Annotated in this window: 21 protein-coding genes; 7 read left to right on the top strand and 14 right to left on the bottom strand. The window is 70.9% G+C overall.

Translation table 11 applies throughout. The features are described 5' to 3' along the window. Positions 1 to 345: 345 nt before the first annotated feature. Complete coding sequence (locus HLV61_RS08105; protein WP_369254125.1) at positions 346 to 2046, bottom strand: phosphoribosyltransferase family protein; 1701 nt, start codon at positions 2044 to 2046, stop codon at positions 346 to 348. Positions 2047 to 2435: 389 nt separating this feature from the next. On the opposite strand from HLV61_RS08105, the gene HLV61_RS08100 reads away from it, so the two are divergent. The 3 genes from HLV61_RS08100 (at position 2436) to HLV61_RS08090 (ending at position 5186) form a co-directional block, all read left to right on the top strand. Continuing rightward, on the top strand, positions 2436 to 3524 hold the full coding sequence (locus HLV61_RS08100) for a D-alanine--D-alanine ligase family protein (protein ID WP_369254123.1): 1089 nt from the start codon (positions 2436 to 2438) through the stop codon (positions 3522 to 3524). Then, positions 3521 to 4573 (top strand): threonine ammonia-lyase, encoded by a 1053-nt coding sequence (locus tag HLV61_RS08095; protein ID WP_369254121.1) that lies wholly within the window; start codon positions 3521 to 3523, stop codon positions 4571 to 4573. Before HLV61_RS08100 ends, HLV61_RS08095 begins: the two co-directional genes overlap by 4 nt. A 166-nt stretch (positions 4574 to 4739) precedes the next feature. Continuing rightward, the gene (locus HLV61_RS08090) at positions 4740 to 5186 is read left to right on the top strand and encodes a hypothetical protein (RefSeq protein ID WP_369254119.1); all 447 of its coding nucleotides are present in this window, start codon (positions 4740 to 4742) and stop codon (positions 5184 to 5186) included. 754 nt (positions 5187 to 5940) lie between these two features. Here the strand turns inward: HLV61_RS08090 and HLV61_RS08085 are convergent. The 9 genes from HLV61_RS08085 to HLV61_RS08045 all read right to left on the bottom strand — a co-directional run bounded on the left by HLV61_RS08085 (position 5941) and on the right by HLV61_RS08045 (position 15386). Then, the gene (locus HLV61_RS08085) at positions 5941 to 6837 is read right to left on the bottom strand and encodes a site-specific integrase (protein ID WP_369254117.1); all 897 of its coding nucleotides are present in this window, start codon (positions 6835 to 6837) and stop codon (positions 5941 to 5943) included. Between the two features lie 23 nt (positions 6838 to 6860). Next, complete coding sequence (locus HLV61_RS08080) at positions 6861 to 7721, bottom strand: ABC transporter permease subunit (RefSeq protein WP_369254115.1); 861 nt, start codon at positions 7719 to 7721, stop codon at positions 6861 to 6863. Then, the gene (locus tag HLV61_RS08075) at positions 7718 to 8659 is read right to left on the bottom strand and encodes an ABC transporter ATP-binding protein (RefSeq protein ID WP_369254113.1); all 942 of its coding nucleotides are present in this window, start codon (positions 8657 to 8659) and stop codon (positions 7718 to 7720) included. Before HLV61_RS08075 ends, HLV61_RS08080 begins: the two co-directional genes overlap by 4 nt. Then, positions 8656 to 9684 carry an NAD(P)-dependent alcohol dehydrogenase gene (locus HLV61_RS08070; RefSeq protein ID WP_369254111.1) on the bottom strand — a complete coding sequence of 343 codons (1029 nt, stop codon included), beginning with the start codon at positions 9682 to 9684 and terminating at the stop codon, positions 8656 to 8658. The genes HLV61_RS08075 and HLV61_RS08070 overlap by 4 nt, the downstream gene beginning before the upstream one ends. Continuing rightward, on the bottom strand, positions 9681 to 10427 hold the full coding sequence (locus HLV61_RS08065) for a DUF4386 domain-containing protein (protein ID WP_369254109.1): 747 nt from the start codon (positions 10425 to 10427) through the stop codon (positions 9681 to 9683). Before HLV61_RS08065 ends, HLV61_RS08070 begins: the two co-directional genes overlap by 4 nt. Beyond that, positions 10424 to 10714, bottom strand: coding sequence for a hypothetical protein (locus HLV61_RS08060; protein ID WP_369254107.1), 291 nt, complete (start codon positions 10712 to 10714; stop codon positions 10424 to 10426). The genes HLV61_RS08065 and HLV61_RS08060 overlap by 4 nt, the downstream gene beginning before the upstream one ends. A 112-nt stretch (positions 10715 to 10826) precedes the next feature. Beyond that, on the bottom strand, positions 10827 to 13469 hold the full coding sequence (locus HLV61_RS08055; RefSeq protein WP_369254105.1) for a LuxR C-terminal-related transcriptional regulator: 2643 nt from the start codon (positions 13467 to 13469) through the stop codon (positions 10827 to 10829). A 1234-nt stretch (positions 13470 to 14703) separates the two neighbouring features. Next, positions 14704 to 14985 carry a winged helix-turn-helix transcriptional regulator gene (locus HLV61_RS08050; protein ID WP_369254103.1) on the bottom strand — a complete coding sequence of 94 codons (282 nt, stop codon included), beginning with the start codon at positions 14983 to 14985 and terminating at the stop codon, positions 14704 to 14706. Continuing rightward, positions 14982 to 15386 carry a VOC family protein gene (locus HLV61_RS08045; protein WP_369254101.1) on the bottom strand — a complete coding sequence of 135 codons (405 nt, stop codon included), beginning with the start codon at positions 15384 to 15386 and terminating at the stop codon, positions 14982 to 14984. The genes HLV61_RS08050 and HLV61_RS08045 overlap by 4 nt, the downstream gene beginning before the upstream one ends. 469 nt (positions 15387 to 15855) lie before the next feature. On the opposite strand from HLV61_RS08045, the gene HLV61_RS08040 reads away from it, so the two are divergent. Together HLV61_RS08040 and HLV61_RS08035 are read left to right on the top strand one after the other, a co-directional pair. After that, complete coding sequence (locus tag HLV61_RS08040; RefSeq protein WP_369254099.1) at positions 15856 to 16800, top strand: diacylglycerol/lipid kinase family protein; 945 nt, start codon at positions 15856 to 15858, stop codon at positions 16798 to 16800. Between the two features lie 1864 nt (positions 16801 to 18664). Beyond that, positions 18665 to 19045, top strand: a complete 381-nt coding sequence (locus HLV61_RS08035) for a DUF4352 domain-containing protein (RefSeq protein ID WP_369254097.1) — start codon at positions 18665 to 18667, stop codon at positions 19043 to 19045. A 344-nt stretch (positions 19046 to 19389) separates the two neighbouring features. On the opposite strand, the gene HLV61_RS08030 is transcribed toward HLV61_RS08035, so the two are convergent. Beyond that, on the bottom strand, positions 19390 to 20055 hold the full coding sequence (locus tag HLV61_RS08030) for a GAP family protein (protein ID WP_369254095.1): 666 nt from the start codon (positions 20053 to 20055) through the stop codon (positions 19390 to 19392). Positions 20056 to 20130: 75 nt separating this feature from the next. Between HLV61_RS08030 and HLV61_RS08025 the strand changes: the two genes are divergently transcribed. After that, positions 20131 to 20682 carry a TetR/AcrR family transcriptional regulator gene (locus HLV61_RS08025; protein ID WP_369254093.1) on the top strand — a complete coding sequence of 184 codons (552 nt, stop codon included), beginning with the start codon at positions 20131 to 20133 and terminating at the stop codon, positions 20680 to 20682. A gap of 357 nt (positions 20683 to 21039) precedes the next feature. Next, positions 21040 to 21381, top strand: a complete 342-nt coding sequence (locus HLV61_RS08020; protein ID WP_369254091.1) for a TfoX/Sxy family protein — start codon at positions 21040 to 21042, stop codon at positions 21379 to 21381. Positions 21382 to 21413: 32 nt separating this feature from the next. Here the strand turns inward: HLV61_RS08020 and HLV61_RS08015 are convergent, their stop codons facing one another. From HLV61_RS08015 to HLV61_RS08005, 3 genes are read right to left on the bottom strand one after another with little or no spacing between them, the layout of a single operon-like run. Further along, positions 21414 to 22157 (bottom strand): Clp protease N-terminal domain-containing protein, encoded by a 744-nt coding sequence (locus HLV61_RS08015; RefSeq protein WP_369254089.1) that lies wholly within the window; start codon positions 22155 to 22157, stop codon positions 21414 to 21416. 53 nt (positions 22158 to 22210) lie between these two features. Next, positions 22211 to 22870 (bottom strand): response regulator, encoded by a 660-nt coding sequence (locus HLV61_RS08010; protein WP_369254087.1) that lies wholly within the window; start codon positions 22868 to 22870, stop codon positions 22211 to 22213. Beyond that, positions 22867 to 23868, bottom strand: coding sequence for a sensor histidine kinase (locus HLV61_RS08005; RefSeq protein ID WP_369254085.1), 1002 nt, complete (start codon positions 23866 to 23868; stop codon positions 22867 to 22869). The genes HLV61_RS08010 and HLV61_RS08005 overlap by 4 nt, the downstream gene beginning before the upstream one ends. Positions 23869 to 23888: the final 20 nt, after the last annotated feature.

The following is a 23888-nucleotide window of genomic DNA, read 5'->3' as shown; positions in this document are numbered from 1 at the left end:
CCGCTGTGCCGGTGGCACCGACTCACGGGCCTCTCAGTTCGTCCGACAGGCGGTGGGGTGTTGGGTGCCGTGCAGCACACGGACGACGCAGCGCTCTCGGCCATGAGGAGTGTCATGAGGCTGTCCCGGTTGTCCCACCGCTGCGGGACGGGTCACCGGGCAGGTCTTCCGGGATGCCGTCTCGGGGACTCCTTCCCCGCCCTGCGACGTTGCCCGTTGACGCTCCTCTTACGGGACTGCTGGCGCTGACTGCCACGTCGGGGCAGGGCATACGGGGCGCTGATAAAGGGACCTGCGGGTACTACCCCTGCCAAGGCTGTAAGAGTCGACGGCAATTCCCCAAGTTCAGTTCTTAGCTGTATAGCGCTTCCAGGGAAAGAGAATGCGCCTCATGTTTTGTGTGCCGGGGTCTACACTTACTCCCGCTGCCCACCGTAAGTATCTGCCCTCGTCCTCGCGCTGCGCGACCACGTCGCTGTCGGCCACGCGCTGCCGTCCCCGTTCATTCAGAACGTAAGTCGCGACGGTTATGTCGGCATCGGGGTAGTGCTTCCAAACCTGGTCGACCGCCTCAATCACCGTCTCTCCTGTCTGGACGGCGCCGTCGACCACGACTACTCGACGGGCCCGGATGAGGGGAAACTCGACGCCGCGGATAACCGAGGCTGGCGCTACTGCGGCTTTGGGCGGTCGAGACGCAGAGATAGCAATCCATCCCATGTATCGGCATTCGAGCGCTTCCGCGACGGCCGCGGCCAGGAGCGCGCCGCTGCGCCCTAGGGCGGCCACAACGTGGTAATGCCCGGGGTGCGCGCCCTCGGGGTAGTTGGGGTGGCCGGGGGTCGCTGTCGTCAACAGGGAGTTGAGGACCGCGCGCGTAAGGGCATCGATCTCTTCCCAACTGAGGGCTAGATCCTCAGCTTCGGCCTGCGGCGTCGGAAACTGCTGTGTCAGGCGCTCGGATTCTTGGTCGGCAGCTGGTGTAGGACGTCCGCTTACGCGCGCCAGGATCGCCTGAATGTCCGCCCGTGACCAGTCCACCTGAATCGTTTGCGCTGCCGCGGCCTGCAGCGTCCGCCGCCCGTGCCGAGCAAGCACCAAACCGCCGAGCGCCTCCATGGCGTCGGTGTCTCGGTCCCGCTCGTCGCGCAGCCTGCAGGGCAATCCGAAGAAGACATCGCGAGGCAGGTGTGCGTTGGCGCCAGGGTGCCGCATGTACTGCAGGTCGTTCTCGTAGTATTCCTGCCAAAGCCGGTAGAGCGTGATCATGCGGTCGTAGTGCCCTTGCTCCAGGAGTAGGTTCAAATACTCCTGACGGATGCGCCAGCGATTGTCTACTATTCGCCGGAGCTCCATGTCTTCCTTCTCGGCGCTAGGCGCGTGGATAGCTGCGTCGATGACCGCGGGAGGCGTTAAGCGCCAAGCGTAGTAATACGCTCGCTCGGCCGAAAAGAGGGCATACGCCTTGCGCTGTGGGTTGCGCTCGAGGCGCGCGGTGTGCATGGCCGCCGCGACCTCCAAAGTGTCGGCGCGGACCACCCGCTGATCCAGCCAGACCTCGCTACGGCCGCGGCCCGCGGTGGACAGCCCGTTGCGAAGCGCGTCACGCTTCTTCAGCCGAGCGAGTGCCGGCGCCAGCGTGTTTTCCTTCCAACCCAGCAACTCACGCAGGGCGTTCTTCTCGACCCGAAAGGCGGCCAACGCCGCGCCGCTGTTGTCTGGGGCGAGTACGAGTGCGCGAATCAGCTTCGCCTCGGAACGGTTGAGCGGCGGCGAGGCCTGGGCGCCGGCACTGTTCCCGAACACGAGCGACGCCGGGCGGGCGCTGCGCTGCCACAGCAGGGGGTTCTTGTCGTCCCGGTAGATCGGTGGCGGAACCATGAGCATGTCGGCTTGATCGAGATCGTCGTACAGGTCTCGGTCGCGGCCACGGGGACCGGACTCGCTCACCCGCTCAGTACGGGTTAGGAGCACGGGACCGCCGTGTAGCGCCAGGACCAGCATCTCCACCGTCGGCGGCATGGTGCGCAGCGCATCAGTGAGCACCCCGTGAACGTAGCCCTTCCGGTCAACGCTGCAAGCGCAAAGGCAATCCAGCTTGCAAGCTTTGAGGCTCCTTTTTGCATCGTGCCTGGTCATAGGGATTGCCACATTGCACATATTGGCAGTGCCCTGCGGCATACCTACCGTTGAGTACGGCCTCAGTGAGATGGCTGAGGTGCCAGGCTCGAGGCGAGAAGAGGACAGCTCATGAACGACACCACGTGGTCTGAAGCCCGGACCAAGGCGCCGCAGGCTGCCGCCGACCGGCCGCTGGAGTGCGACTGCCCGCGTTGCTTGGAGGCAGACAGCCAGGCGTCTCGGGCCGGTGCCCAGGCTTACGGTCCCTGGGACGGCTTCGACCCCGTCCTCAGCCGTAGCAACGAGGCCGGCTGATGTCGGACATGACCCGCGGCACAGGCCAGCAGCTGCCTGTGGCCCTGGCCAGCGGCGGTGCAGGCGCCTTGGCCACCAGCGTCGCTGGCGTGGGCCGCCCGGATGCGTCGACCGCTTCAAGCATGGGATCGAGCGTCCGCTCGCGGGACGTCGCGGTGCTGACCGGTGGCCGCAGCATGGAGCGGGACCGCTCTTTGCTGTCGGGTCAGGCCGTGGCCGAGGCGCTGGAGGCCGTGGGTCATCGGGTGCGTCTGATCGACACTGCCGAACCGGGGCTCATCGAGGGAGTTGCGGGGGTCGACGTGGCGTTCCTGGCCCTCGCCGGCCGCTTCGGCGAGGACGGCAAGTTGCAGGGGTTCCTTGAGACGCTGGCCGTGCCTTACACCGGTTCTGGGGTTCTAGCCAGTGCCTTGGGGATGCACAAGCCCGTCGCGAAGACCGTCGTCGCGGCCAGCGGCGTCTCGGTGCTACCGCATGTCCTCATCGGAGGAAAGGGAACGGCGGAGTCCACGGACACAGCGGCGAGCGCCATGCGTCGTCTTGGCGCCCCGGTGATCGTCAAGCCGCTGGGGGAGGGAGGCTCGGTGGGCGTGGCGGTCGCGCACGACGTTGCCGAGTTGGAGGAGCTCGTAGTCGGCCTGGGGCAGGCCGGGGAGGCGGTGCTCGCCGAGCCGTTCGTAACGGGCACTGCCGTCAGTGTGGGGGTCCTGGAGACGGACGGGGGTGACGTCAGGGCTCTGCCGTCGCTGGCGGTGCGTGCGGCCCGGGAGTTCTACGACTACGAGACGAAGCGCAACCCCGCGCTGCATGCGTACGCATGCCCTGCGCCCCTGCCTCGACAGGTGACGGCCCTGATCGCCGACGCGTCGTGCCGGGCTCATCGCGCACTGGGCTGCTCGGGCTACTCCCGCAGCGACTTCATCATCTCCGCCGACGGCGACGCCTGGTGGCTTGAGGTGAACACGCTGCCCGGTCTGTCGCGGACGGGGAACCTGGCCACGATGGCGGCGGCCGCCGGCCTGTCCTACGAAAAGCTCGTGTCGCAGATTCTCGGTGCGGCCATGCACAGCGCGAGGTACCGGCCGTGAGCAGCCGGACGCGTGACGGCGGCACCAGCGGCGGGCTGCTCGCCCGACACGTGGCGGCGGCCGCCGCTGCGCTCGAAGGGGTTGTCGAGCGCACCCCGATGCTGTCCAGTCCCGCCCTTGACGCAGCTGTTGGGGCCGAGGTGGTATGCAAGGCGGAGAACCTTCAGCGGACGAACTCGTTCAAGTTTCGGGGGGCCTACTACCACCTGCTGGCCCTCTCCGGAGAGCGGCGCGGACGAGGGGTGGTGGGCGCGTCCTCCGGCAATCACGCCCAGGCCCTCGCATTGGGGGGCAGGCTGTTGGACGCGCCCGTGCACGTGGTCGTCCCCGAGGACCTGCCGGACGTCAAGCTGGCGGCGATCGCGCGTCTTGGCGCCGACATCGTCACGTACCGCCGCGGTGTCGATGACAGGGACCGGATCGTCGCCCGCCTCGCGCACACGCACGGCCTAGCGGTGGTCCCGTCCGCGGACTCACTCGCCGTCATGGCGGGCGCAGGAACGGTGGGACTCGAGCTGATGCAGGACGCACCCGGGGTCGGCGCGCTGCTGGTGCCCGTGGGCGGCGGCGGCCTGGCTGCCGGCTGCGCGACGGTCGTCACGACGCATTACCCCGGCGTCAAGGTCGTTGGCGTGGAGCCCGCCGCAGGGAATGACACCCTCCTGTCGCTCCGCGCGGGACAGCTGATGGCCGTCCCGCCGCCGAGCACGATCGCCGACGGCCTTCGGCACACCGCCCCCGCGGCGGGTCCTTTCATGATCAACCAGCGACTGCTTCACGATGTCGTCACCGTTACAGACGACGAAATCGCCGCCGCCATGGCCCTGGCCTTCCAGCACCTCAAGGTCGTCGTCGAGCCGAGCGGGGCCACGGCCCTAGCGGCTCTCCTGGCTGGCAAAGCACCAGTCGGATCCGGTAGGACGGGGGTGATCCTCTCCGGGGGAAACGTCGATTGGACTGCTTACCGCTCCTTGACGAACGGGAAGATGAGCCATGCCCTGCCAGGCTTGCGAGGGAACGGCGCCTCCCTGCGCCAGCACCGTGCATGACGGAGTGCCCGCGACCACGCAGTACGCATCACCGGGCTTAATCGCCGCCATAGCTAGCTCCGAGCGCGACCCTGCAGACGACCCCGCTTGGGCGACGACCGGCGCGGCGACGCAGGAAGAGTACGGGCGGTGGTGTCGCCATCTGTGCGCTATGGCATGCCTGCAGATGGTGCTGATGCACCGCGATGGGCAAGCCCCCCGACTATTCGACCTGCTTGCAGCAGGGCTGCCCTACGGCACGTACACGAGTGATGACACCGGCTTGATCAAAGGCGTCTACTACAGACCGCTTCTTGAGTACGCACGCACCCAGTATGGCCTCGGCGGGGAGGTCCACCCCCAGCTAAGCCTCGATGAGGTTCTCCGCCGACTCTCTGTGGGTGCCAGTTTTGTCATGGTGTCCGTTCACAAGGACATCCGTCACCCCGAGCGCCTGCCGCCGCTTCGCGGAGGGCACCTTGTCCTCGTCGTCGGTCACGACGCTGCCCGCCGCACGCTGCACTTCCGCAACCCGTCCGGGCACACACCGGAGACCCGCGCAGCCGAGCTGTCGATCCCAACCTTCGCCAGGTTCTTTGCAGAGCGAGGGGTGACTCTGACGCTGCGACCGTGAACCGAGCCGACCTCACGGAGGACCAACCGGCAACACCGCGCCTCGTCTGAACCCGGCGCGACTCAGTGAAGGGTCGTAGTGCGGCGTGCAGGCCAGCCTTCTACCCGCCCACGGCGGCCGATTCTGCTTCACCCAGTCTTGATGTGTGATACCAGGGGCTTGGACCAAACAACCTCTCCAGGGTCGACGCTGAAGGCACTCCCATCAGCATTGTCTTCGAGTTGTCGCGCAAGCTCCGCAATGTCTCTGGACAGGTCGGTCCCCTCGGAGTGAGCTTCCGGCTCACGGGACCACCCACTGGCGGACGTCCGCCGTCCACACTCTCCTGCGCTTCCCACAACCCGCCAGAGCCGGCTGCCGCTAGTCGGGGGAAGGGTCGGCCGTAGGCCGATCCCGAAGGGACGCGGAGCGCCCTTCCCGCGACCGAGGCAGCCGGCACGCTGATCGGGGTGGGACGCGCGTCCCCGATACCGCGGGCGTGCCGATTCCGTTCCGCAGCCAGGAGTCAGACAGCCAACCGCGAGCCGCGCCGTCACCGGAGAGCCTTCCGCCAGTCCCCATCCAGTCCCCAAAAGGTTCAACAAGACCCATCTGTCTCCGAACATTACAAACCATGAAAGTACAGGTCAGACGCCATATCAACGAAGAGCCACAGATGCCCAATCCCGCGGAGCGAGTTCGCGATGTACTACGACATCTGATGCGGATTGGGCCGGTGACCTGCACGGACAGGTCACCGGCCCTTCTCGTGCTCTCAATCTGCTCTCAGCGCAGATGATCTCCGGTGGCCGAGCGCGCGCGGAGCACCGATCCGACGACGGTCCGGGTGGCCTCGTCCCGGTCGGGCCACAGGTGTCCGTAGGTGTTCAGCGTCGTGGTGGCCGCCGTGCCGGAGCCGGTGCTGCACGGTCTTCACGTCCAGCCCCGAGGCGATGAGCAGCGAGGCGTAGCAGTGCCGCAGATCGTGGAACCGGAAGTCCTCCGGTAGGCCGACGCCCTTCCGCCGGGCCGCTCGCACCGCCCGCTCGATCCCCCAGGTCGACGACGGACCGCGCATCCCATCGGTGACCACGGTGTGTCCGGGGAACCGGCGCATCGCCGCAGCCAGCTGGTCGACGAGCTCGACCGGGATCGGGATCGACTCGCCGCTCATCGCCGACTCGAGCGGCATCGCGCCGGCCTGCTGGACCGGGGTGACGAGTCCGGCCTCGAGGTCGACGTCGACGACTCGCAGACCGACCACCTCAGCGGTCCGCAGGCCGGCGAAGGCGCCGAGCAGCACCGCGGGCCGCAGGTGCTCCGCGGCGGCGTCGTGCAGGGCGCAGACCTGCTCGGTCATCGCCACGAAGGGCCGCGCTCGTCCTGCCGGCGGCGAGGTCCGCCCCGAACACGGGGACCGGACGAGCAGTCCGTCGTGCACCGCGTCAGCCATCAGCTGCGACGGGCGGCGGTGCAGTGCGTAGACGTAGGAGTCGGCGGCACCGGCGGCCTCGAGGCTCGCGGTCCAGCGGCGGACGTCCGACGGCCGTATCGACGCGAGGGTCCGGTCCCCGAAGGCCGCCCTGATGTGCGCGAGGTGCACGGCCGCCTGTCGCACCGTGGACGGACGGCGGGTGCCGTAGCCGGCCATCCACTGGTCGCACCACTCCATGAGCGCGGACCTCGATGCCGACCTCAGGCGTCGCGCCGACGGAGCGTCACCGCTCCCGCCATCAGGGGCACGAGGGCGTAGGCGGCAACGACCAGGATGCCGGTCACTGGAGAGAGTTCGTCGCCGACGGCCGAGAGGGAGTCCTCACCGCCACCGAGGAAGGCTCCCGAAGCCGGCAGCGGCAGGTAGTCGACGATCACCTCGACCCAGTCCAGGGTGATGAAGACCAGCACCGTCGGCAGCAGCAGCAGGACGGACAGCGCCACTGTGATGGCTCCTGTGCTGGAACGCAGGAGCGTTCCCACGCCGAGTGCGAACAGCGCCGCGGCGATGAGGAAGTAGACGGTGCCCCCGAACACCTGCCAGGTCTGGGCCTCGTCGAGCGCGGGGACCATGTCGTGCTCGGACAGCAGCGGCATCGTCGCGGCGTAGGACAGGCCGATGCCCAGCGCCGCGACCGCGGCGGTGGCCACGGACACCGCGATCGCCTTCGCGGCCAGCACCGGCACCCGGGTGGGCACGGCCGTCAGCGTCGAGCGGATGTTGCCGGTGGAGTACTCCCCGGTCATCAACAGAGCGCCCAGCACCGCGATGGTCACCATGCCGAGCTGGAAGCCGCCGGAGACGACCTCGGCACCGGACAAGGCCGCGAGTTCGGGTGCCGTCGTGGGATCGGTGGCCGTGGCGTCGAGGGAGGCGGCCACGGCCAGCGAGACGCCGGTCATGAGGAGCGCGGTCGCGGCGAGGGTCCACCAGGTCGACCGCAGGGAGAGCAGTTTGATGAGCTCGCCGCGGAGGATCCCGAGGAAGGTCAGCCTGGCGGGAACGGCGGCGCGAACGGCCGGTGCGGGCACGGGTGCGGCGACGGCGACGGTCGTGCTCATCGGTGCTCCCCCTTCGGGGCGGACGAGTTGGCGGTCAGGTCGGAGCGGTACTCGACCGCGTCCTGGGTGAGGCTCATGTAGGCCTCCTCGAGGGTGGCGCTGCGGGGGCTGAGCTCGTGCAGCGCGATGCCGTGGGCGCAGGCGATCTCTCCGACGTCCGCGGCGTCGACGCCTCGGAGGTCGAGCGTCCCCGGCTCCGGAGAGCTGACGGTGACACCGTCGGCCCGGACGAGTTCCGCCAGCTCGCCGGCGCGTGGGCTGCGCACGCGGACGGCGGCAGCCGACACGGAGTCGATGACCTCCTGCACCGGGCCGCTGGCGATGATCCGGCCCCGGCCGATGACCAGGAGCTGGTCGGCGGTCTGCGCCATCTCGCTCATGAGGTGGGAGGACAGGAACACCGTCCGTCCTTCGTCGGCGAGGGAGCGCACGAGCCGGCGCACCCACTGCACGCCCTCGGGGTCCAGTCCGTTGACCGGCTCGTCGAGGATCAGCGTCCGCGGGTCCGCCAGCATCGCTGACGCGATACCGAGGCGCTGTCCCATGCCGAGGGAGAACCCACCGACCCGTCTTCCGGCGACAGGGGCCAGGCCGGTCATCTCGATGACCTCGTCCACCCGCGATCCGGGGATGTTGTGGGTGGCGGCCATGGTGCGCAGGTGCGAGCGGGCACTGCGGCCGGGGTGCACGGCCTTGGCGTCCAGCAGTGCGCCGGCCTCGCTGAGTGGGGAGCGGTGGACGGCATAGGGCTTGCCGTTGACGGTGACGGACCCCGAGGTGGGCCGGTCCAGTCCCATGATCATCCGCATGGTGGTGGACTTGCCGGCGCCGTTCGGTCCGAGGAAGCCGGTGACGGAGCCGGGGGCGATGGTGAAGCTGATGCCGTCGACGGCGGTCTCGTCGCCGTAGCGCTTGGTGAGCTCGCGTGCCTCGATCACGACGCTGCCTCTCGCGAGTGGTGCTGGATGGACGAGGTCGTCGATCCGGGTCCACCGGTGAGGCGGAGGACGACGTTGCCCCGCTTGTGGCCGGTGTCGACGTAGCGGTGCGCCTCGACGACGTCGGCGAGGTCGAAGGTGCGGTCCCGGACCGCCCGGTAGGCGCCGGCCTCGGCGAGGGCGACGAGGGAGGCCAGGTCTTCGGCGGTGGGCTTCCCGCCATCGGCGATGACCCGATGGCCGCTGCGCCGACTGCGGATCGGTGCCCGCAGGATGGCGGGAAGGTCGGCGATGACCAGCAGCAGCGCGCCGCCGGGTCGGAGCAGGGGTCCGGCGCGCTCGTACGGGGCGTTGCCGACGCAGTCGACGATCACGTCGTAGCCGGCCCGCTCGGCGGTGAAGTCCTCGGTGGTGTGGTCGATCACCCGGTCGGCGCCCAGGGAGGTGACCAGGTCCCGGTTGGACTCGCTGCACACCGCGGTCACGTGCCCGCCGGCGTGCTCGGCGAGCTGTACCACCGCGGTGCCGACGGCACCGGAGGCGCCGTTCACCAGCACCGTGGCTCCCGGGACGAGGTGCGCCTGCCGCAGGAAGCCGCGAGCGGTGAGGCCGCCGAAGGCGAGGGTGACGGCGTCCTCGAACGTCATGGTCCGGGGCTTGAGTGCGATGGCGCCGTCGGACCGGATGCGGGCGTATTCGGCGTGCCCGCCGAAGTCCGCCCCGAGCATCGCGATCACCTCGTCGCCGGGAGCGAAGCGGGTGACGTCGCGGCCGATCGCCTCGACGACTCCGGCTGCATCCATGCCCAGCACCCGGCGCTTCGGACGGAGCAGTCCGATGCCCGTGGCGGCGAGCAGGCCGAGACCGCGGGGCACCTCGCGGCTGCGGGCACGGTGGTCAGCGGCGCTGACGGTGCTCGCGTGCACCCGGATGAGGACGTCGTCGGGCCCCACCGACGGCCGCGGGATCTCCTCGACGCCGACGGTGTCCGGTCCGCCGAAGCGGCGGTAGACCGCGGCCCTCATCGGACGGCCTGCGCGGGCGACAGGGCGGCGACGGCGGAGGGCCGGAAACCCCTGACGACCAGGTAGACGCCGAGCGAGAACTCCCACGCGGCGATCGGGAGCGCGGCGAGGAGGGCGATCGGCGCCGCACGGTCGTAGACGCCGAAGAAGATCGCGACGTCGGAGGCCAGCAGCAGCGGCGCGCCGGCGAGCCCGATGACGGGCAGGATGCGCGGCACCAGGCCCGACCGGTACAGCGCGTGGCCCAGGAACAGCGCGTTGAAGACGGGCATCAGGCTCTGGGAGAGCAGGAACGTCCAGTCGTAGGTGGCACTCAGCGCGTGGCCGGCCGTGACCAGGGAGGCCGGGTCCGCGTCGGCGGTGCCGGCGACGTCGGTCCGCAGGGTGAACAGGGTGAGGACGCTGACGACACCGACGATGATCAGGGCTCCTTCGGTGACGCGGGAGGCCAGGAAGCCGATGGCGGCGGTCTCGCTCTGCCGCCTGAGCACCGGGAAGAACACGACGGCGGTGCCGATGCAGGTCACGGCGACGACGACCTCGGTGCCCGCGGCGAGGAGCACGCCGTTGCCACTGCCGGCGCCCAGGACGAAGCCGGCGTCGTTGCGCGCGTCCTGGTACAGCGCGAGGGTCGGCACGGACACGAAGGTGAGCAGGTAGAGGATCCCGGCGGCGAGCGAGGTCCGCCGCAACGGGTCCGCCGGGGGGCGGATCACTGCCCTGATGGAGGTGGTGGTGGTCATGGCGTTTCCCTCTCGGGCTGGCGGGGTGTCGTGGTGGAGCCGTACGCCTGGTCCGCGTCGAGGCGGATGAGCGACAGCAGCGGCAGACCCAGGTCCCGGACCAGCTGCAGCACGCCGTGCAGTGCGGCCTGGTCGAGGACCGTGCCGCGCAGGACGGTGGTGCCATCGGGCTCGGTGCGGAGGGACAGCCCGTCGAACGTGGCGGCCCACCGTGCGTCGAGGTGGCCCTCGAGCCGGATCTCGTAGCGCGAGGGGACGTCCGGACGACCGGTCGCTGATCTGCTCATCGACTGCTCCCGCTTCCCTTCGACGCGGGAAAGCTAGGAGCGCAGGTGATGAGCCCGGATCACCACACCTGGTGATCCGCATGGTGATCCGCGGGGAGTCCGGTCCCCGAGGTCAGCGCTGGGGCCTGCGCGGCAGGAGATCGAGCTCGCCGGCCCGGCGGACCGCTGCCCGGCGGCTGTTGACGCCGAGCTTCGCGTAGACGTTGCGGGTGTGGGTGCGCACCGTGTTGAGCGAGAGGTACAGCTCGCGGGCGATGCCGGGACCGTCCAGATCGGTTCCGAGGAGGCGCAGGACCTCCAACTCCCGGCCACTGAGCGGTTCGATCAGACGCTGCTGGGCGAGCGGTCCGCGATCAGGGGCAGGATCGGCGTCGAGCAGCCGGCGGACGTGGGCGTGGGTGCCGCTGCCCGTCTCGAGGGTCCGGAGGAGCGAGGCCATCGCCTGCCCCTCGTCGAGGAAGACCCGCATGTGACCCTCCGGGGCGGCGAGGGTGAGCGCACGGTCCAGTGACGCGAGGGCAGCGGGGACGTCGCCGCCGGCCTGGCGGGCCAACGCCAGATGCACGGACAGCTGGATGACGCTCCCCCGGCGTTGCCCTGCAGCGGCAGCCTCCACCAGCCGCTCCAGCAGCCCGGTCGCCTGGACGAGGGAGGTCGGGTCGCCTGAGTGCTCGTGCCGGGCCAGCAGGATCCGGGCCAGGGTGGCGTGCTCGAACTCGCGCAGGTAGGACAGCGCGTCGTCGGGCGACAGTCCCCGCTCGCGCGCCCAGCCGAGGGCCTCGCCAACCCGGTGCTGTGTCACCCACGTCCGCGCCCGCACCGCGGAGATCGGCCGCACGTCGGGGAACATGTCGCCGACGTACACGCGCTCGGCCTCGTCGAGCAGGCTGACGGCGCCGTCCGGGTCCCCTTCTGCCGCGCGCAGCCGTGCCATCGCGACCCTGCTGCGATGCCGGTTCTGCGGCAGTCCGGCGCCGTCACCCAGTTGGTCACTGACAGCCAGGTGTTCGCGCGCCGCCTCGAGTTCGTTGCGCTCCAGAAGGAGCTCGCTCAGCCCCACGTGCATGTCCGCCACTCCACGCAGCACCCGCGGGTTGTGCCGAGCCGCGGTCCTCAGACCGGCCTCGTAGGTGCTGCGGGCGTCCCGGAGCCGACCACGGGCGAGGTCGATGTCCGCCAGGGCGATCGAGACGCCCAGGGTGTCCGAGTGGTGGCCTGCTCGGTGCAACTGCGCGCGGGACTCGTTCCACCATCGGTGGGCGGCGTCGAGGTCACCGCTGGTCCAGTGCGCCAGTCCCAGCAGGCCTGCAGCGGACCCGCGCACCAGGTGCTCGTCGTCCCCGGCGAGATCGAGGACGCGCTCCGCGTGGGTCATGGTCCCCTGCAGGTCGCCGGTGAGGCGCGCCTGGGCGGCGCGATAGACGGCGACCTGGCTCCGGACCGCCCGGACGACGGCCTCGTCCGCACGTGCTGCGGTCGGTTCGCGTGAGCCGACGGCCTCCAGCCACCGTTCAGCATCACGGAGGTGCTCCTCCACCCCGTCCACCTCGCCGTGGACGAGGATCGCGCCGGCGTATCCCGCGCGGAGGACCGGCCGGTCCCGGAGTGCGTGCTCGGGGAGTTGCCTGAACCAGTGGCGGAGCGTGGTCTCCTGGCGGTTCTGCCGCGCCGCCGGCATGGCGAGCTCCACCAACTCCGCGGCACGTTCGGGGTTCCCACCAGCCAGCGCGTGCCGGATCGCCTCACTGGGTTCCTCGTTGCGGGCCCACCACTCGCTGGCCCGCCGGTGTAGCACGGGCACACGCTCGGGCTGTTCGGCCAACAGCCGCGCGTGCAGCACGTCGGCGAACAGGTGGTGATAGCGGTACCAGTGGCGGCGGTCGTCGAGCGGCACCAGGAAGAGGTTCGCGCGGTCTAGGTCCTCCAGCATCGCTGCGCCGCCGCCTCGGCCGACGACGACGTCGCACAGTGGGCCGCTGAGGCGGCTCAGGACGGCCGTCGACAGGAGGAAGTCCCGGACGTCCTCGGGCTGCCGCTGCAGCACCTCCTCGACCAGGTAGTCGACGATGTACCGGTCGTCGCCTGCGAAGCCGGCGATGAAGGCCGCGAGGTCGTCGCGCCCCTGCATCGACAGGGCCGCCAGTTGCAGCGCGGCGATCCAGCCCTCGGTGCGGGCATCCAGCGCCGCGACGTGCTCTGGGGGCAGGGCGAGCCCCATCGCCTCGTTGAGGTAGGCGGCCGCCTCGTCCGCGGTGAAGCGCAGGTCGGCGGCGCGCACCTCGACCAGCTGTCCGCGCGCCCGCAGTCGGGCCAGCGGCAGGGCGGGGTCGGCACGGGTGGCGATCACCAGGTGGACGTTCGGGGGCAGGCGCTCCAGCAGGAAGGCGAGCCGGTCGTGCACCTCCCGCATGGCGACGACGTGGTAGTCGTCCAGGACCAGCACCACGTCGCCCGACAGCGCGTCCAGCTCGTTGACCAGGGTGGCCAGCACCTCGTCCATCGCCGCGTGGGGCTCCTCCAGAACCGCCAGAGCTCTGTTGCCGACCCCGTCAACCGCGGTCTGCAATGCGGAGACCAGATAGGTCCAGAAGACCACCGCGTCGTTGTCCCGCTCGTCGAGCGAGAGCCATGCGATGGACCGGCCGGGGGCTGCGACGGCCAGCCACTCGGTCACCAGTGTCGTCTTCCCGAACCCGGCGGGGGCCGAGATCAACGTCAGGACCGCCTCATCCCCCCGGTTGAGGCGCTCGCTCAACCGGGCACGCTCCACCAGGCCGCGCCGCCGCCGAGGAGCGTGCAGCTTGGTGCTGAGCAGAGGGCCCAATCCGACCACCACCCTCGCGGGGTCAGGCCCCGGCGTCGACGACTCTGCTCACCGGCAACACCGTCGGCTCAGGGAACGCATCGTGGCAGCACGGTCCGGTGGTGTCGACGGCCTTCCACCCCGTCACGTACCGACGGCCTCGCGGCATGGTGCGGCACGGACACAGATGCGTTCCTCGCCCTGCCGAGGAGACAGAGCACCTACAGCACCTGGGCGGCGGCCGGTCCGGGACCAGTGCGGCACCCCGGTGTCGAACTCGGCGGTCTCACCGAGACCGAGGGCGATGTCGTGATCGGCCAGGACGAGCCGCACCCGGTTGGCCAGGACCTGGCAAGCCGTCAAGCGCGTCCGACGGACTCCGCGTCCTGGCAATGGAGCCACAGCCTGTGGAGCCGCACATCCGCAGCTCCCCAACGGGCTGGAGAACTGCGGCTCCACGAGGCACACGCCTCTTGTACTAGCCGGCTGCATATTCGTCGGACGAGTTCCTGGAGGTCGTCCCGGACGCTGACGCCATGGCAGCTGGAAGAAGCGCCGGCTACAGGGCACGCCGGCAGGAGGCGGAGCGGCAGCGTCGAGAGCGCGCCTCACGAAGGAGCAGCAGCGAGCAGTCCGTGGGGCCTGATGCGTCGCCGCGCGGGTCCTCGGATGGCGGAGCACGACGTGCGGGAGCGTCATCGTGTGCCCGGTGCGGCGGTGCGATCACGCCACAATCCCGAGGGCCCATTCCGAAGTGGTGCTCGGTCGGCTGCCGGCGCCGGGCCCGGGAACAGGGCCGCGCGGCCACGTCCGGCCGCTCCGCTGTCGAGGTCGTCGAGCGCCGGGTCGAGGTCCGTATACTGGCCACGCCCACCCGACGGGACTGGGCGGGACTGCTGGGCGAGCTCGCCGCGCAGGTCGGTGACGGGCGGATCCATCACCGGGACGTCTCCGCTGTGGCGGCAGCACTTGCTGAGGTCGCGACGGCCCTCGAGCGCCGGAGGCCCTTCCTCGTGTAGCGGGCCGCCGGAAGGTCACGCGAGGGCAGCGATGAGGAGCAGGACGTACCAGCGAGGACGCGGAGTCCCCCACCAGACGGCGAGGCGGTCGTGTCCCTAAGCGGCCCACCATGAGACAGGCCCGCCGCGGCTGAGCCCCTGTAACGCATCGCGATTCCACGCCACACCTAGGCCTGCTCGGCGCCCCAGCGTGCGAGCGCGACGATCGCCTCGCGCAAGGCATGGCCGCGATCGGTCAGCGCGTAGGCCCGGGTGTTGTGCCGGAGCGGCAGACGGGTCAGTACGCCGGCGGCTTCGAGCTCGCGCAGGCGGGTCGCGAGCATGTTCGTCGGCACTCCGAGGTCGCGCTGCAGATCGCCGTAGCGCTGCGGCCCGTCGAGCAGCCGCTCCACGACGAGTAGGGCCCACCGTGCTCCGACGACGTCGAGGGCCGCGGCGAGGTCGCTCACGCGGTCGGATCAGCGTCCGGCTTCATCCAGAACGGCGAGTAGTGGTAGCCGTCGGGGTCGTCGAACTGGCGCTGGTACATGAAGGGGTAGTCGTCGGTGTCACCGATCCGCCCGCCGGCGGCGCCGGCGCGCTCGGCGAGCTCGTCGACCGCCTCGCGGCTGCCGAGGTCGAACGAGACCGTGACCTTCGAGGGCGTGTGGGGTCCACCGACCAGCTCCTCGACGCCGCCGACGCCTGCGTACATCTCGCGGCTGCCGAGCATGACGTACTGCTCGGGGGCGATCGCGAAGCACGACACGTTGTGATCGGACATCTCGGCGTTGAGGGTCCAGCCGAGGGCGGTGTAGAAGGCGGTCGCGCGCTCGACGTTCTCGACGGGGCAGGTGATGAAGAGGCTCATGCGGTCGACACTTGCAAAATGCAAGTGCGACGTCAAGTCCCGGCCGCGCGCTCCACATGGGTCGCGCTCAGGTCGTGACGATGTGGTCCCTGATGGAACCGCTGAGGCCGACGGTGACCGGGCGTTCGCGGCCGTGGACGGATCACCGGCTCGCTACAGAGGCATGGCGTGGGCACCGCACCGAGGCGCCGTGGCGGGACGTGTTGGAGCGGTTCGGAAAGTCGAGATCGAGCTGGAACGGTTCACCGGAAGCGGCGCCCCAGAAGGCGCCTCACGTCCCCGGGATCGATGTCCCTTAGGCCGCCCTCAGGAACGCGTCAGTGGGCCTGCGTTCACCGTCGCCGGAGAGAGATCCTTGACGAACGGGGCTCTCCGGCCTCGGATGAAGGGTCCCGCCGAAGGGTCGGACGCTGCGGCCTGGGCGGCGCTCGCGAGGGCAGCCACCCGCGCCGGGAGGACGGAGATCGTCGTGACGGGACCTGTGCACCAGCGGTCGAAGGCGGCGCTGGACGCCGACATCCGCGCCCGGCGCCGCACCGCGCTGGTCGTCAACGTCCGGTCCCGCCGGGGACGCCGTCACTTCGCGGCGGTGCACCGGCGGCTGCAGGCCACCGTGGAGCTGGTCGACGTGCGCCCGGTCGCCGACCCCCGGGGCCTGCCCGAGGCGCTCGCCGCCGCGGCCGACAGCGGCGCTGACCTCGTGGTGGTGGGCGGCGGCGACGGCACGCTGAGCGAGGCCGCGCACCAGCTCGCCCACCGCGACGTCTGCCTCGGCGTGCTTCCGCTCGGCACGACCAACAACTTCGCCCGCGGCCTGGGCCTGCCGCTCGGCCTGCCGGCCGCCCTGCGTGTGCTCACCGGCGGCAAGGTCGCTGACGTCGACCTCGGTCACGTGGCCGGGCGACACTTCGCCAACCTGACCAGCCTGGGGTTGTCGGTGCAGGTCGCCGAGCACGTTCCGCACCGGCTGAAGCGGGTGCTCGGCCGTGCTGCCTACCCGCTGACCGCGCTCGCACTGCTGCCCGGCCACCGGCCCTTCACCGCGCGCCTGCGCATCGGCGACGAGGTCCACGAATTCGTGACCCACCAGCTCAACATCGCCAACGGCAGTCACCACGCCGGCCGGGCGATCGCCTCCGACACCGGCCTCGACGACCGCGAGCTGGTGGTGTACCGGCTCGGCGACGCCAACCGGCTCCGGTTGAGCCTCGCGACCGTCCGCCAGACGGTCATCGGGCCCCGTCGGCCGCTGGCCCGCACCCGGTTCCTCACGGCCGGCGAGGTGTGGTTGGAGACCGACTCGCCCCTCGCGCTCGACGTCGACGGCGAGATCCGCGGACGCACGCCGGTGCGGATCGCGCTCGAAGCCAACGCGCTGCGGGTGATGGTCGGCACCGACTTCCCGGACCGCTGATCCGTCCTCTCCTCGCGATCATCGGCCTCTCCTGGGACGAGGAGCGCCGCCTCCGTCCGCGACGACGGAGCAAGGTGCTTCCGCCCGCACAGCCGCCCGCAGCCCGCAGCCCGCCGCCAGTCCGCAGCTGGTCCGCAAGACCACCGTCCGGGTCACATCAGCGCCACCCACCGCCAACGTTCGGACCGCAGGTCAAAGCCATACTGGAGTCCTTGGGCGCTGGTCAGGGCGGACCCCGAAGTCATGTCGGGGCGGACGCGGTAGAGAAGCCGCGCTCGACAGAGCCTGACTCACGCGCCCGCAACCGGCCCTCGATACAGGAGGTCGCCTCGTACTCGGCGGGATCTGCTCTCAATCTGCTCTCAGCGGCGCCGCTTCCACGCGCCGCGCGGTACGCCTAAGCCGGCACCCGAGTTCGGCTCGTACTTGGCGGCCCGGCTCGCAGCAGACGATGCTCAACTGCGGCTCGGTGCCCATGTCAGGCGCACGAGTTCAGGTTGAGAGCCGGTGTCTGCTCTCAACCTGAACTCAGCAGGTCCGCTGGATGCCGTTGCCGATCAACGATCGCCAACCAAGGAACCGCAGGTCAAGCCTCAGGTCACTTCTCAGCCAACGCAAGCAGATCGAACGGCACGAGAGCGCGATGTACTACGACATCTGATGCGGACCGGGCCGCTGACTCGTACGAACGGGTCACCGGCCCTTCTCGTGCTCTCCATCTGCTCTCGGCGTCGAGGATCTCCGGTGGCGGAGCGGGAGCGCAGCACCGTCCCGACAACGGCCCGGCAGGCCTCATCCGGGGTCGGGCCACCGGTGCAGGTCGTAGGACCGGAGGTCCTCCGGTGAACCCCCTTGCGGCGGGCCGCCCGCACTGCCCGTTCGATCGCCCAGGGGGACGGCTCTCGTGTCCCGTCGGTGGCCACGGGTGTCCGGGGAACCGGCGCATCGCCGCAGCCGACCGTTCGACGAACGCGTTCGGGACCGGGACCGGTCACCACTCACCGGGGAGTTGAGCGGCATCCCGCCGGCCTGGACGAGCGGACCGTCGTGCACGGCGTCGGACATGGGCTGCGACAGCCGGCGATGCGTCGACGTATGAGTCGGCAGCATCGGCGGCCTTGAGACCCGTGGTCCGACGGCGGACGTCCGACGGACGGACCGACGCCAGTCGACCGCGAGCACTGGCGTGGGGGCCTCCCTGCAGACCCGACTCAGGGAGACGGTCGAGGCAGGCGCACCGATCCTCCATCGACTGGCCTGGGACGCTGCTTCCGTGCCAGGCTGGATGCGCTGGCCGACCTCCCGTGTGCTGCTGCCGCCAGGGGGATCGACGCCCGCCGGGCGATCCGTGGTCCCCCTGCTCGAGAACGGAACGGTGTAGTTCCTGCTCTCCACCGGGACGGGGAGCATGATGAGCGCGCTGCACGATCCACCTCAGCCTCAGCCGTCACCTCGCGATCGAGAGCTCTGGGGCGCACAGGCGGGCACGGCGGGCTCGCCTCCGCCCCCGCAGTGGCAGGCGACCCCGCCCCCCTCGCCCGCCCTGCCTCCGACGGGACCGCCCTACTCGCCACAGTGGCAACCCGTGCCGACCGGGCCGTCGAGCAGGCCGTTCCACAGGCAGCCCCTGCTGTGGGCCGCGGTCGTCATGGCTCTGGTCCTGTTCGTGGCGGGGATCGCGGTCGGTCGAGCCACCAGCGCCGGGGAGGCGGCTACCGCAGCCCCTCCGGAACGATCGACTGCGGCCACCACGTCCTCCGCGGAGGACACCCCGTCGCCCTCGCCGGCTACCCGCAGTTCCGCACGGCCCAGCCCGACCACGTCCACGCCGCCTCCGCCGCCACCCACGAACGGGGTGGGCGCGGTGGTCGACTTCTCCGGCACCATCAGCGGCTCAGCGGCCGCGGGCAGCGTCACGCTCAATGGGGTCCGGCGTGTCCCTCAGCCGGAATCGAGCTACTCCGATGCCGTTCCGACGCATGGCTCCTGGCTGGTCATCGACGTCACGATCGCCAGTACCACCGGCGAGATCCCGTACAACGTCTATGACTGGACAGTGTCGACGCCCGACGGGAACGTGCAGGACTACGACTACAGCGTCCTCGAGGAGGCCCTCGGCAGCGGCACCGTCCTGCCAGGTCGCATCGTTCGCGGCGAGGTCGCCTTCGACGTCCCCGAGGGACAGTTGTTCATCGACTACTCACTGGGGTTCGAAGTCGTGACCACCTTCGAGATCACCGGGTGAGCCGCACCCGTTGTGGCCGCACCGGGAGCACGTGCCTGCTCAGCCCGTAGTCGTGCTGCCGGCGCCAGGTCGCTGACGCCCGCCCCACCCGTCGTCGCACGATCGCCACGCGAACTGCTCGCCAGGCCACCATCGCCCGTCGCTCGCGACGAGGACGGCGCGGTGGGTCGAAGCGGCGCTGTCCCTCGCCCAGCCGGTCACTGCGATACCGACTGTGCCGTCACCGCTGTCTCTCAGCGGCCCACTCGGGGACACACCGAGCCGTGTTCCTGTGGGCTCCCGGAGCTTCCGGGACCACCATCCCCAGGCCTCCTCTCGTCGGAAGGGCTGACCAAGGGCAGCGTTCACACCTGTGCTGCGATGGTGGCCACGGCGGCTCCGAGCAGCACCAGGCCCAGGGCGGCGGGCATGCTGCCGGGCACGGTGCGCGCCTGGCCGATGCGGTCGTAGACCCGGTGGAGTCGGCGGCGCACCCGCTCGCCGTGCAGCGTGCCGGCGGCGAGCAGCACCAGGCAGGGCAGGCAGTACACGACGGCGTAGCCGGCCAGTACCCACAGGCCGGTTGCCAGAGGCACGTCGGCGGTGACCAGGCGCTCGATGGCGATCACGTAGGGGAAGGCGTTGGGCAGGTCGGCCGCCGTGACGAGCACCCCGACGGGGGCAGCGGTCCACGGACCGAACCAGCGAGGCAGGACCACTGCTGACCGCTGCTGCGGGCGCAGCCGACGGACGGCTGCGACCAGCAGGAGCAGCGCGGCCAGTCCGAATGCGCCTCGGCGCACCCACACCAGCCCGTCGGTGACCAGGTCGGCGGCCAGGTCCGCGCCGGCGTACACGGCGACCCCGATGGCGAGGACGGTCAGGTACGCCCCGGCCACATAGGCCAGCGCGGTGGCGAGCCGGCGCTGCAGGGGTGCCAGCAGGATCAGGGCGACGCCGGCGATCGTGGCCGGGTTCAACGAGTCGAGTGCCGCCAACCCGGCGATGCCGGCCAGCAGGGTCGAGGTCATGGCCTGAACCGCAGTGGCATGAGACGATGATATCTCATCTGAGACTGTTATGTCTCAGACCGTTAGAGTGTCGAGGTGCCTGAGGAACCGCTCCTGTCTCGCGCGGCCGAGGTCCTGTCGGCAGCGCCGGCCGCGTCCATGGAGGAGATCGCCACAGCTGCGGGCATCAGCCGGGCCACCCTGTTCCGGCGCTATCCGAATCGGCAGGTGCTGGTGTCAGCGGTGGCGCGCGCGGCCGCCGAGGCCTACGTCGCCGCCACGGACGCTGCCCGGCTCGAGGAAGGTCCGCCGGATGACGCCCTGCGTCGGCTCATCACCGCGCTGGCCCCCCTCGGAGTCCGCTTCGGGCTGCTGACGTCCCAACCCCTGGACGCTCTGGTGGAGGAGGAGCTCCTCACCCTGGTGCGCGACAGCGACGAACAGCTGCGCGCACTGGTCCGCCGCGGTCAGGAGGATGGCGTGTTCCGCGTCGACGTCGATGCCCAGTGGGTCGTCATCATGGTCACGTGGTTGCTCGTCGGCGGTGCCGACGGCGTCCGGCTCGGACAACTCGCCGCACGAGAGGTCGAACGACTCGTGACCGAGACGGTCCTGAACGCGTTGAGACGGCCGCACAGACAGCGCTGATCGCGGGGCCGATGCCCGTGGCGACGACCACTGCCGGCGACGCTGCCGAGGACGCAAGCCCAGCCGGCCGGGAGGAGCCCCTCGAGCCGCCTCCACGGACACAGCCCGTCGCCCATCCGGTGCCCGCACCGGGCACGGCGAGCCGGACGCCGTCGTGGACGTCGTCCGCACTCGGTCCTCAGCCCGCGAGACGGCCGATGGCCGCTCCGGCCAGCGGACAGGGACCCGGGTACGCCTCTGCCCTGCAGGATCACGGCATCTGATGCGGACGGGGCCGGTGACCTGTACGAACAGGTCACCGGCCCTTCGCGTACCCGCGCCGGCCACCGCCCACCGCCGCACGACCGGGACGAGTCGATGACCCCGCGAGCCGACCTGATCGAGCGTCTCCGAGCGCTGCTCGCCGACGAGCCGTCGACCCGCGAGGTGTCCGTGTTCGGCGGCCGGGCGTTCATGGTGGACGACAAGATGGTCGTCAGCGTCCTCAAGGACGGCGACCTCCTGGTCCGTGTCGACGCCGCACGACACGACGAGCTCCTCCGGCGGCCCGGCGCCACGCAGGCCGAGATGGGAGCCGGCCGCACCATGGGCCCGGGCTGGATCACGGTGTCGGCCGCGTCGATCGCCGGCGACGGCCTGTCGTCCTGGCTCGACGTCGCCCTGGAGCACAACCGCGCCACGACGACGAGACGGGCCTGAGCGCGTCCGCCACCACCCGCGCGGCGGACCGCCTACTGCCGGGGTCCGGCGCCCTTCGGGATCGCCGCCAGCGCGGCCAGGACGTCGGACTGCGCGCGCGAGCGGTCCATGCCCAGCCCGGCGAGCACGCCGGTGCCGTCCTCGGCGTCGAGGAGCGCGAGCAGGACGTGCTCGGTGCCGATGTAGTTGTGCCCCAGCCGCAGCGCCGCGCGGAAGGTGCCCTCCAGCACGGACTTGGCGGTGTCGTCGAAGGGCACCATCTCCGGCACCTCGGCGACCGCCGAGGGCAGCGTCCGCGTGGCGACCTCGCGCACCCGCTCGAGGTCCAGGCCCTGGCCGGTGATCGCCGTGCCGGCGAGCGCCTCGGGCTCCGCCAGCAGGCCGAGCACCAGGTGCCCGGTCGTGATGCGGTCGTTCCCGTGCGCCTTGGCCGCGGCCTGCGCGGCGACCACGACGTTGCGGGCGCGCACGGTGAACCGTCCGAAGCCGGCGCTCGGGTCCAGCGTCGCGGTCTCGTCGCCCGCGCGCTGCACGAAGCGCTTCTGGGCGGCCTGCTTGGTCACGCCCATGCTGGCGCCGATCTCGGTCCAGGACGCACCGGTGCGCCGCGCCTGGTCGACGAAGTGCCCGATCAGGGAGTCCGCGACCTCGCCGATGTGGTCGGCGACGAGCACGGCGTCGGTCAGCTGCTGCAGCGGGTCGGCGTGCGCCTTCTTGATCGTGTCGATCAGATCGTCCAGACGGACGGCGGAGGTGAGCGGCGCGGGTTCGGTCATGCCGTCAACCGTAGGTTGACGGCACGACGGCGTCAACCACCGGTTGACGTCTGTCACGGCTCGATCAGGCCCGCGCGGATCGCGTACCGGGTGAGCTGCGTGCGGTCCCGCATCTCCAGCTTGGCCAGCACGTTGGCCCGGTGCCGCTCGACGGTCTTGACGCTGATCACGAGGAGGTCCGCGATGTCCTGCGAGGTCCGGCCCTCCGCGATCAGCTTGACCACCTCCTCCTCGCGGGTCGACAGGATGCTGCCGGGCAGGCGGTCGCCCCGGGCCGCGCGCTGGAGGTACTCGCGCATCAGCGCGGTCAGCGCATCGGGATAGAGGAACGGCTCCCCGCGCATCACCGCGCGGCAGGCCTCGACGAGGTCGCGGTCGGCGACGGACTTGAGCACGTACCCGGAGGCACCGGCCCGGAGGGCCTCGAAGAAGTACTGGTCGTTGTCGTACATCGACAGCAGGAGGATGCGGGTGCCCGGGGAGCGCCGGGACAGCTCGCGTGCCGCCTGCAGGCCGGTCAGGCGGGGCATCGCGACGTCGAGGACGGCGAGGTCGACGGTGTGGACGCGGGCCAGCGCCAGCGCCTCGGCCCCGTCACCGGCCTCGGCGACGACGGTCAGGTTCGGCTCCCGGTCCAGGATGAGCCGGACGCCGCGGCGGACGAGGGCGTGGTCGTCGGCCAGCAGGATCCGGGTGGTCGCGGGCCGGCTCACCGGTCGTCCCCGGTCCTGGACGCCGGCACCAGCAGCTGCAGCGCGGTCCCGCCGTCCTGGTGGGGGCCGACGGTGAGCGTGGCGCCGACGAGCATGGCCCGTTCGCGCATCCCGCGGATCCCCGCCCCCTCGTGGCCGTCCCCGAGACCGCGGCCGTCGTCGACGACCCGGAGCCGCACCGCGTCGCCGGCGAAGGTGGCCGCCAGGTCGACGCAGACGCGGCCGGCGCCGGCGTGCCGCGCGACGTTCGTCAGCGCCTCCTGCGCCACCCGGTAGACGACCAGCTCGGCGTCCGGCCCGAGCGGCGGGAGGTCCGGAGACAGCCGGCGGCACACGCCGGCGCCGGTGAGCCGGGCGTGCTCGGTCACCAGCGACGTGAGGGCGCTGACCAGGCCCAGGTCGTCGAGCACCCCGGGCCGCAGTCGCCGGACCACCTGCCGCACCTCGTCGAGACTGGCCCGCGCGGTCTCCTGCACGAGCAGCACCTCCTGCGCGAGGTCCTCCGGTGCCCGGTCCGCCACCTGGCGCAGGCCCAGGAGGACCGCGGTCAGGCTCTGCCCGACCTCGTCGTGCAGTTCCTGCGCGACCCGGCGGCGCTCGGCCTCCTGGGCGGCCAGCGCCTGTCCGCTGGACGCGGCGCGCTCGGTCTCGAGACGGTCGAGCATCGCGTTGAAGCTGCCGATCAGGTCGGAGGTCGGTCCGCCGCCGTGCTCGGGGAGGCGCTGGCCGGGGCGGAGCAGGTCGACGTCCTCCATCAGGTGCCGCAACCGGTCGAGCGGCCCCAGCACCGCGCGGAGCACCAGCCCGTTCGCGACCAGGATCACGGTCAGACCGACGGCCAGGACGAGCGCCTCGCGGGCGAGCACGGGCGTGGACACGGTGGCCGGGGAGGCCGCCAGGACGGCGGTACCGACCGCGAGGACCGCGCCGTTGACCAGGCACACCCGCCAGAACAGGGGCAGGCCGCGGCCGGCTCCCAGCCGTGACCCCTGGTCCATCCCGCACCCCACCGGCCGCT

Origin of the sequence: Geodermatophilus amargosae (genome assembly GCF_041028265.1) — a bacterium.
Lineage (GTDB): Bacteria > Actinomycetota > Actinomycetes > Mycobacteriales > Geodermatophilaceae > Geodermatophilus > Geodermatophilus amargosae_A.
The sequence above is the reverse complement of the archived record's forward strand: the minus strand, read 5'-3'. Positions and strand labels throughout refer to the sequence as shown.

Bases quoted from the DNA above. Each gene is read 5' to 3' on its own strand.
- HLV61_RS08100 (WP_369254123.1), top strand. From the start codon at position 2,436: ATGTCGGACATGACCCGCGGCACAGGCCAGCAGCTGCCTGTGGCCCTG.
- HLV61_RS08090 (WP_369254119.1), top strand. From the start codon at position 4,740: ATGGTGCTGATGCACCGCGATGGGCAAGCCCCCCGACTATTCGACCTG.
- HLV61_RS08085 (WP_369254117.1), bottom strand. From the start codon at position 6,837: ATGGAGTGGTGCGACCAGTGGATGGCCGGCTACGGCACCCGCCGTCCG.
- HLV61_RS08080 (WP_369254115.1), bottom strand. From the start codon at position 7,721: ATGAGCACGACCGTCGCCGTCGCCGCACCCGTGCCCGCACCGGCCGTT.
- HLV61_RS08070 (WP_369254111.1), bottom strand. From the start codon at position 9,684: ATGAGGGCCGCGGTCTACCGCCGCTTCGGCGGACCGGACACCGTCGGC.
- HLV61_RS08065 (WP_369254109.1), bottom strand. From the start codon at position 10,427: ATGACCACCACCACCTCCATCAGGGCAGTGATCCGCCCCCCGGCGGAC.
- HLV61_RS08060 (WP_369254107.1), bottom strand. From the start codon at position 10,714: ATGAGCAGATCAGCGACCGGTCGTCCGGACGTCCCCTCGCGCTACGAG.
- HLV61_RS08045 (WP_369254101.1), bottom strand. From the start codon at position 15,386: ATGAGCCTCTTCATCACCTGCCCCGTCGAGAACGTCGAGCGCGCGACC.
- HLV61_RS08030 (WP_369254095.1), bottom strand. From the start codon at position 20,055: ATGACCTCGACCCTGCTGGCCGGCATCGCCGGGTTGGCGGCACTCGAC.
- HLV61_RS08020 (WP_369254091.1), top strand. From the start codon at position 21,040: ATGACCCCGCGAGCCGACCTGATCGAGCGTCTCCGAGCGCTGCTCGCC.
- HLV61_RS08015 (WP_369254089.1), bottom strand. From the start codon at position 22,157: ATGACCGAACCCGCGCCGCTCACCTCCGCCGTCCGTCTGGACGATCTG.
- HLV61_RS08005 (WP_369254085.1), bottom strand. From the start codon at position 23,868: ATGGACCAGGGGTCACGGCTGGGAGCCGGCCGCGGCCTGCCCCTGTTC.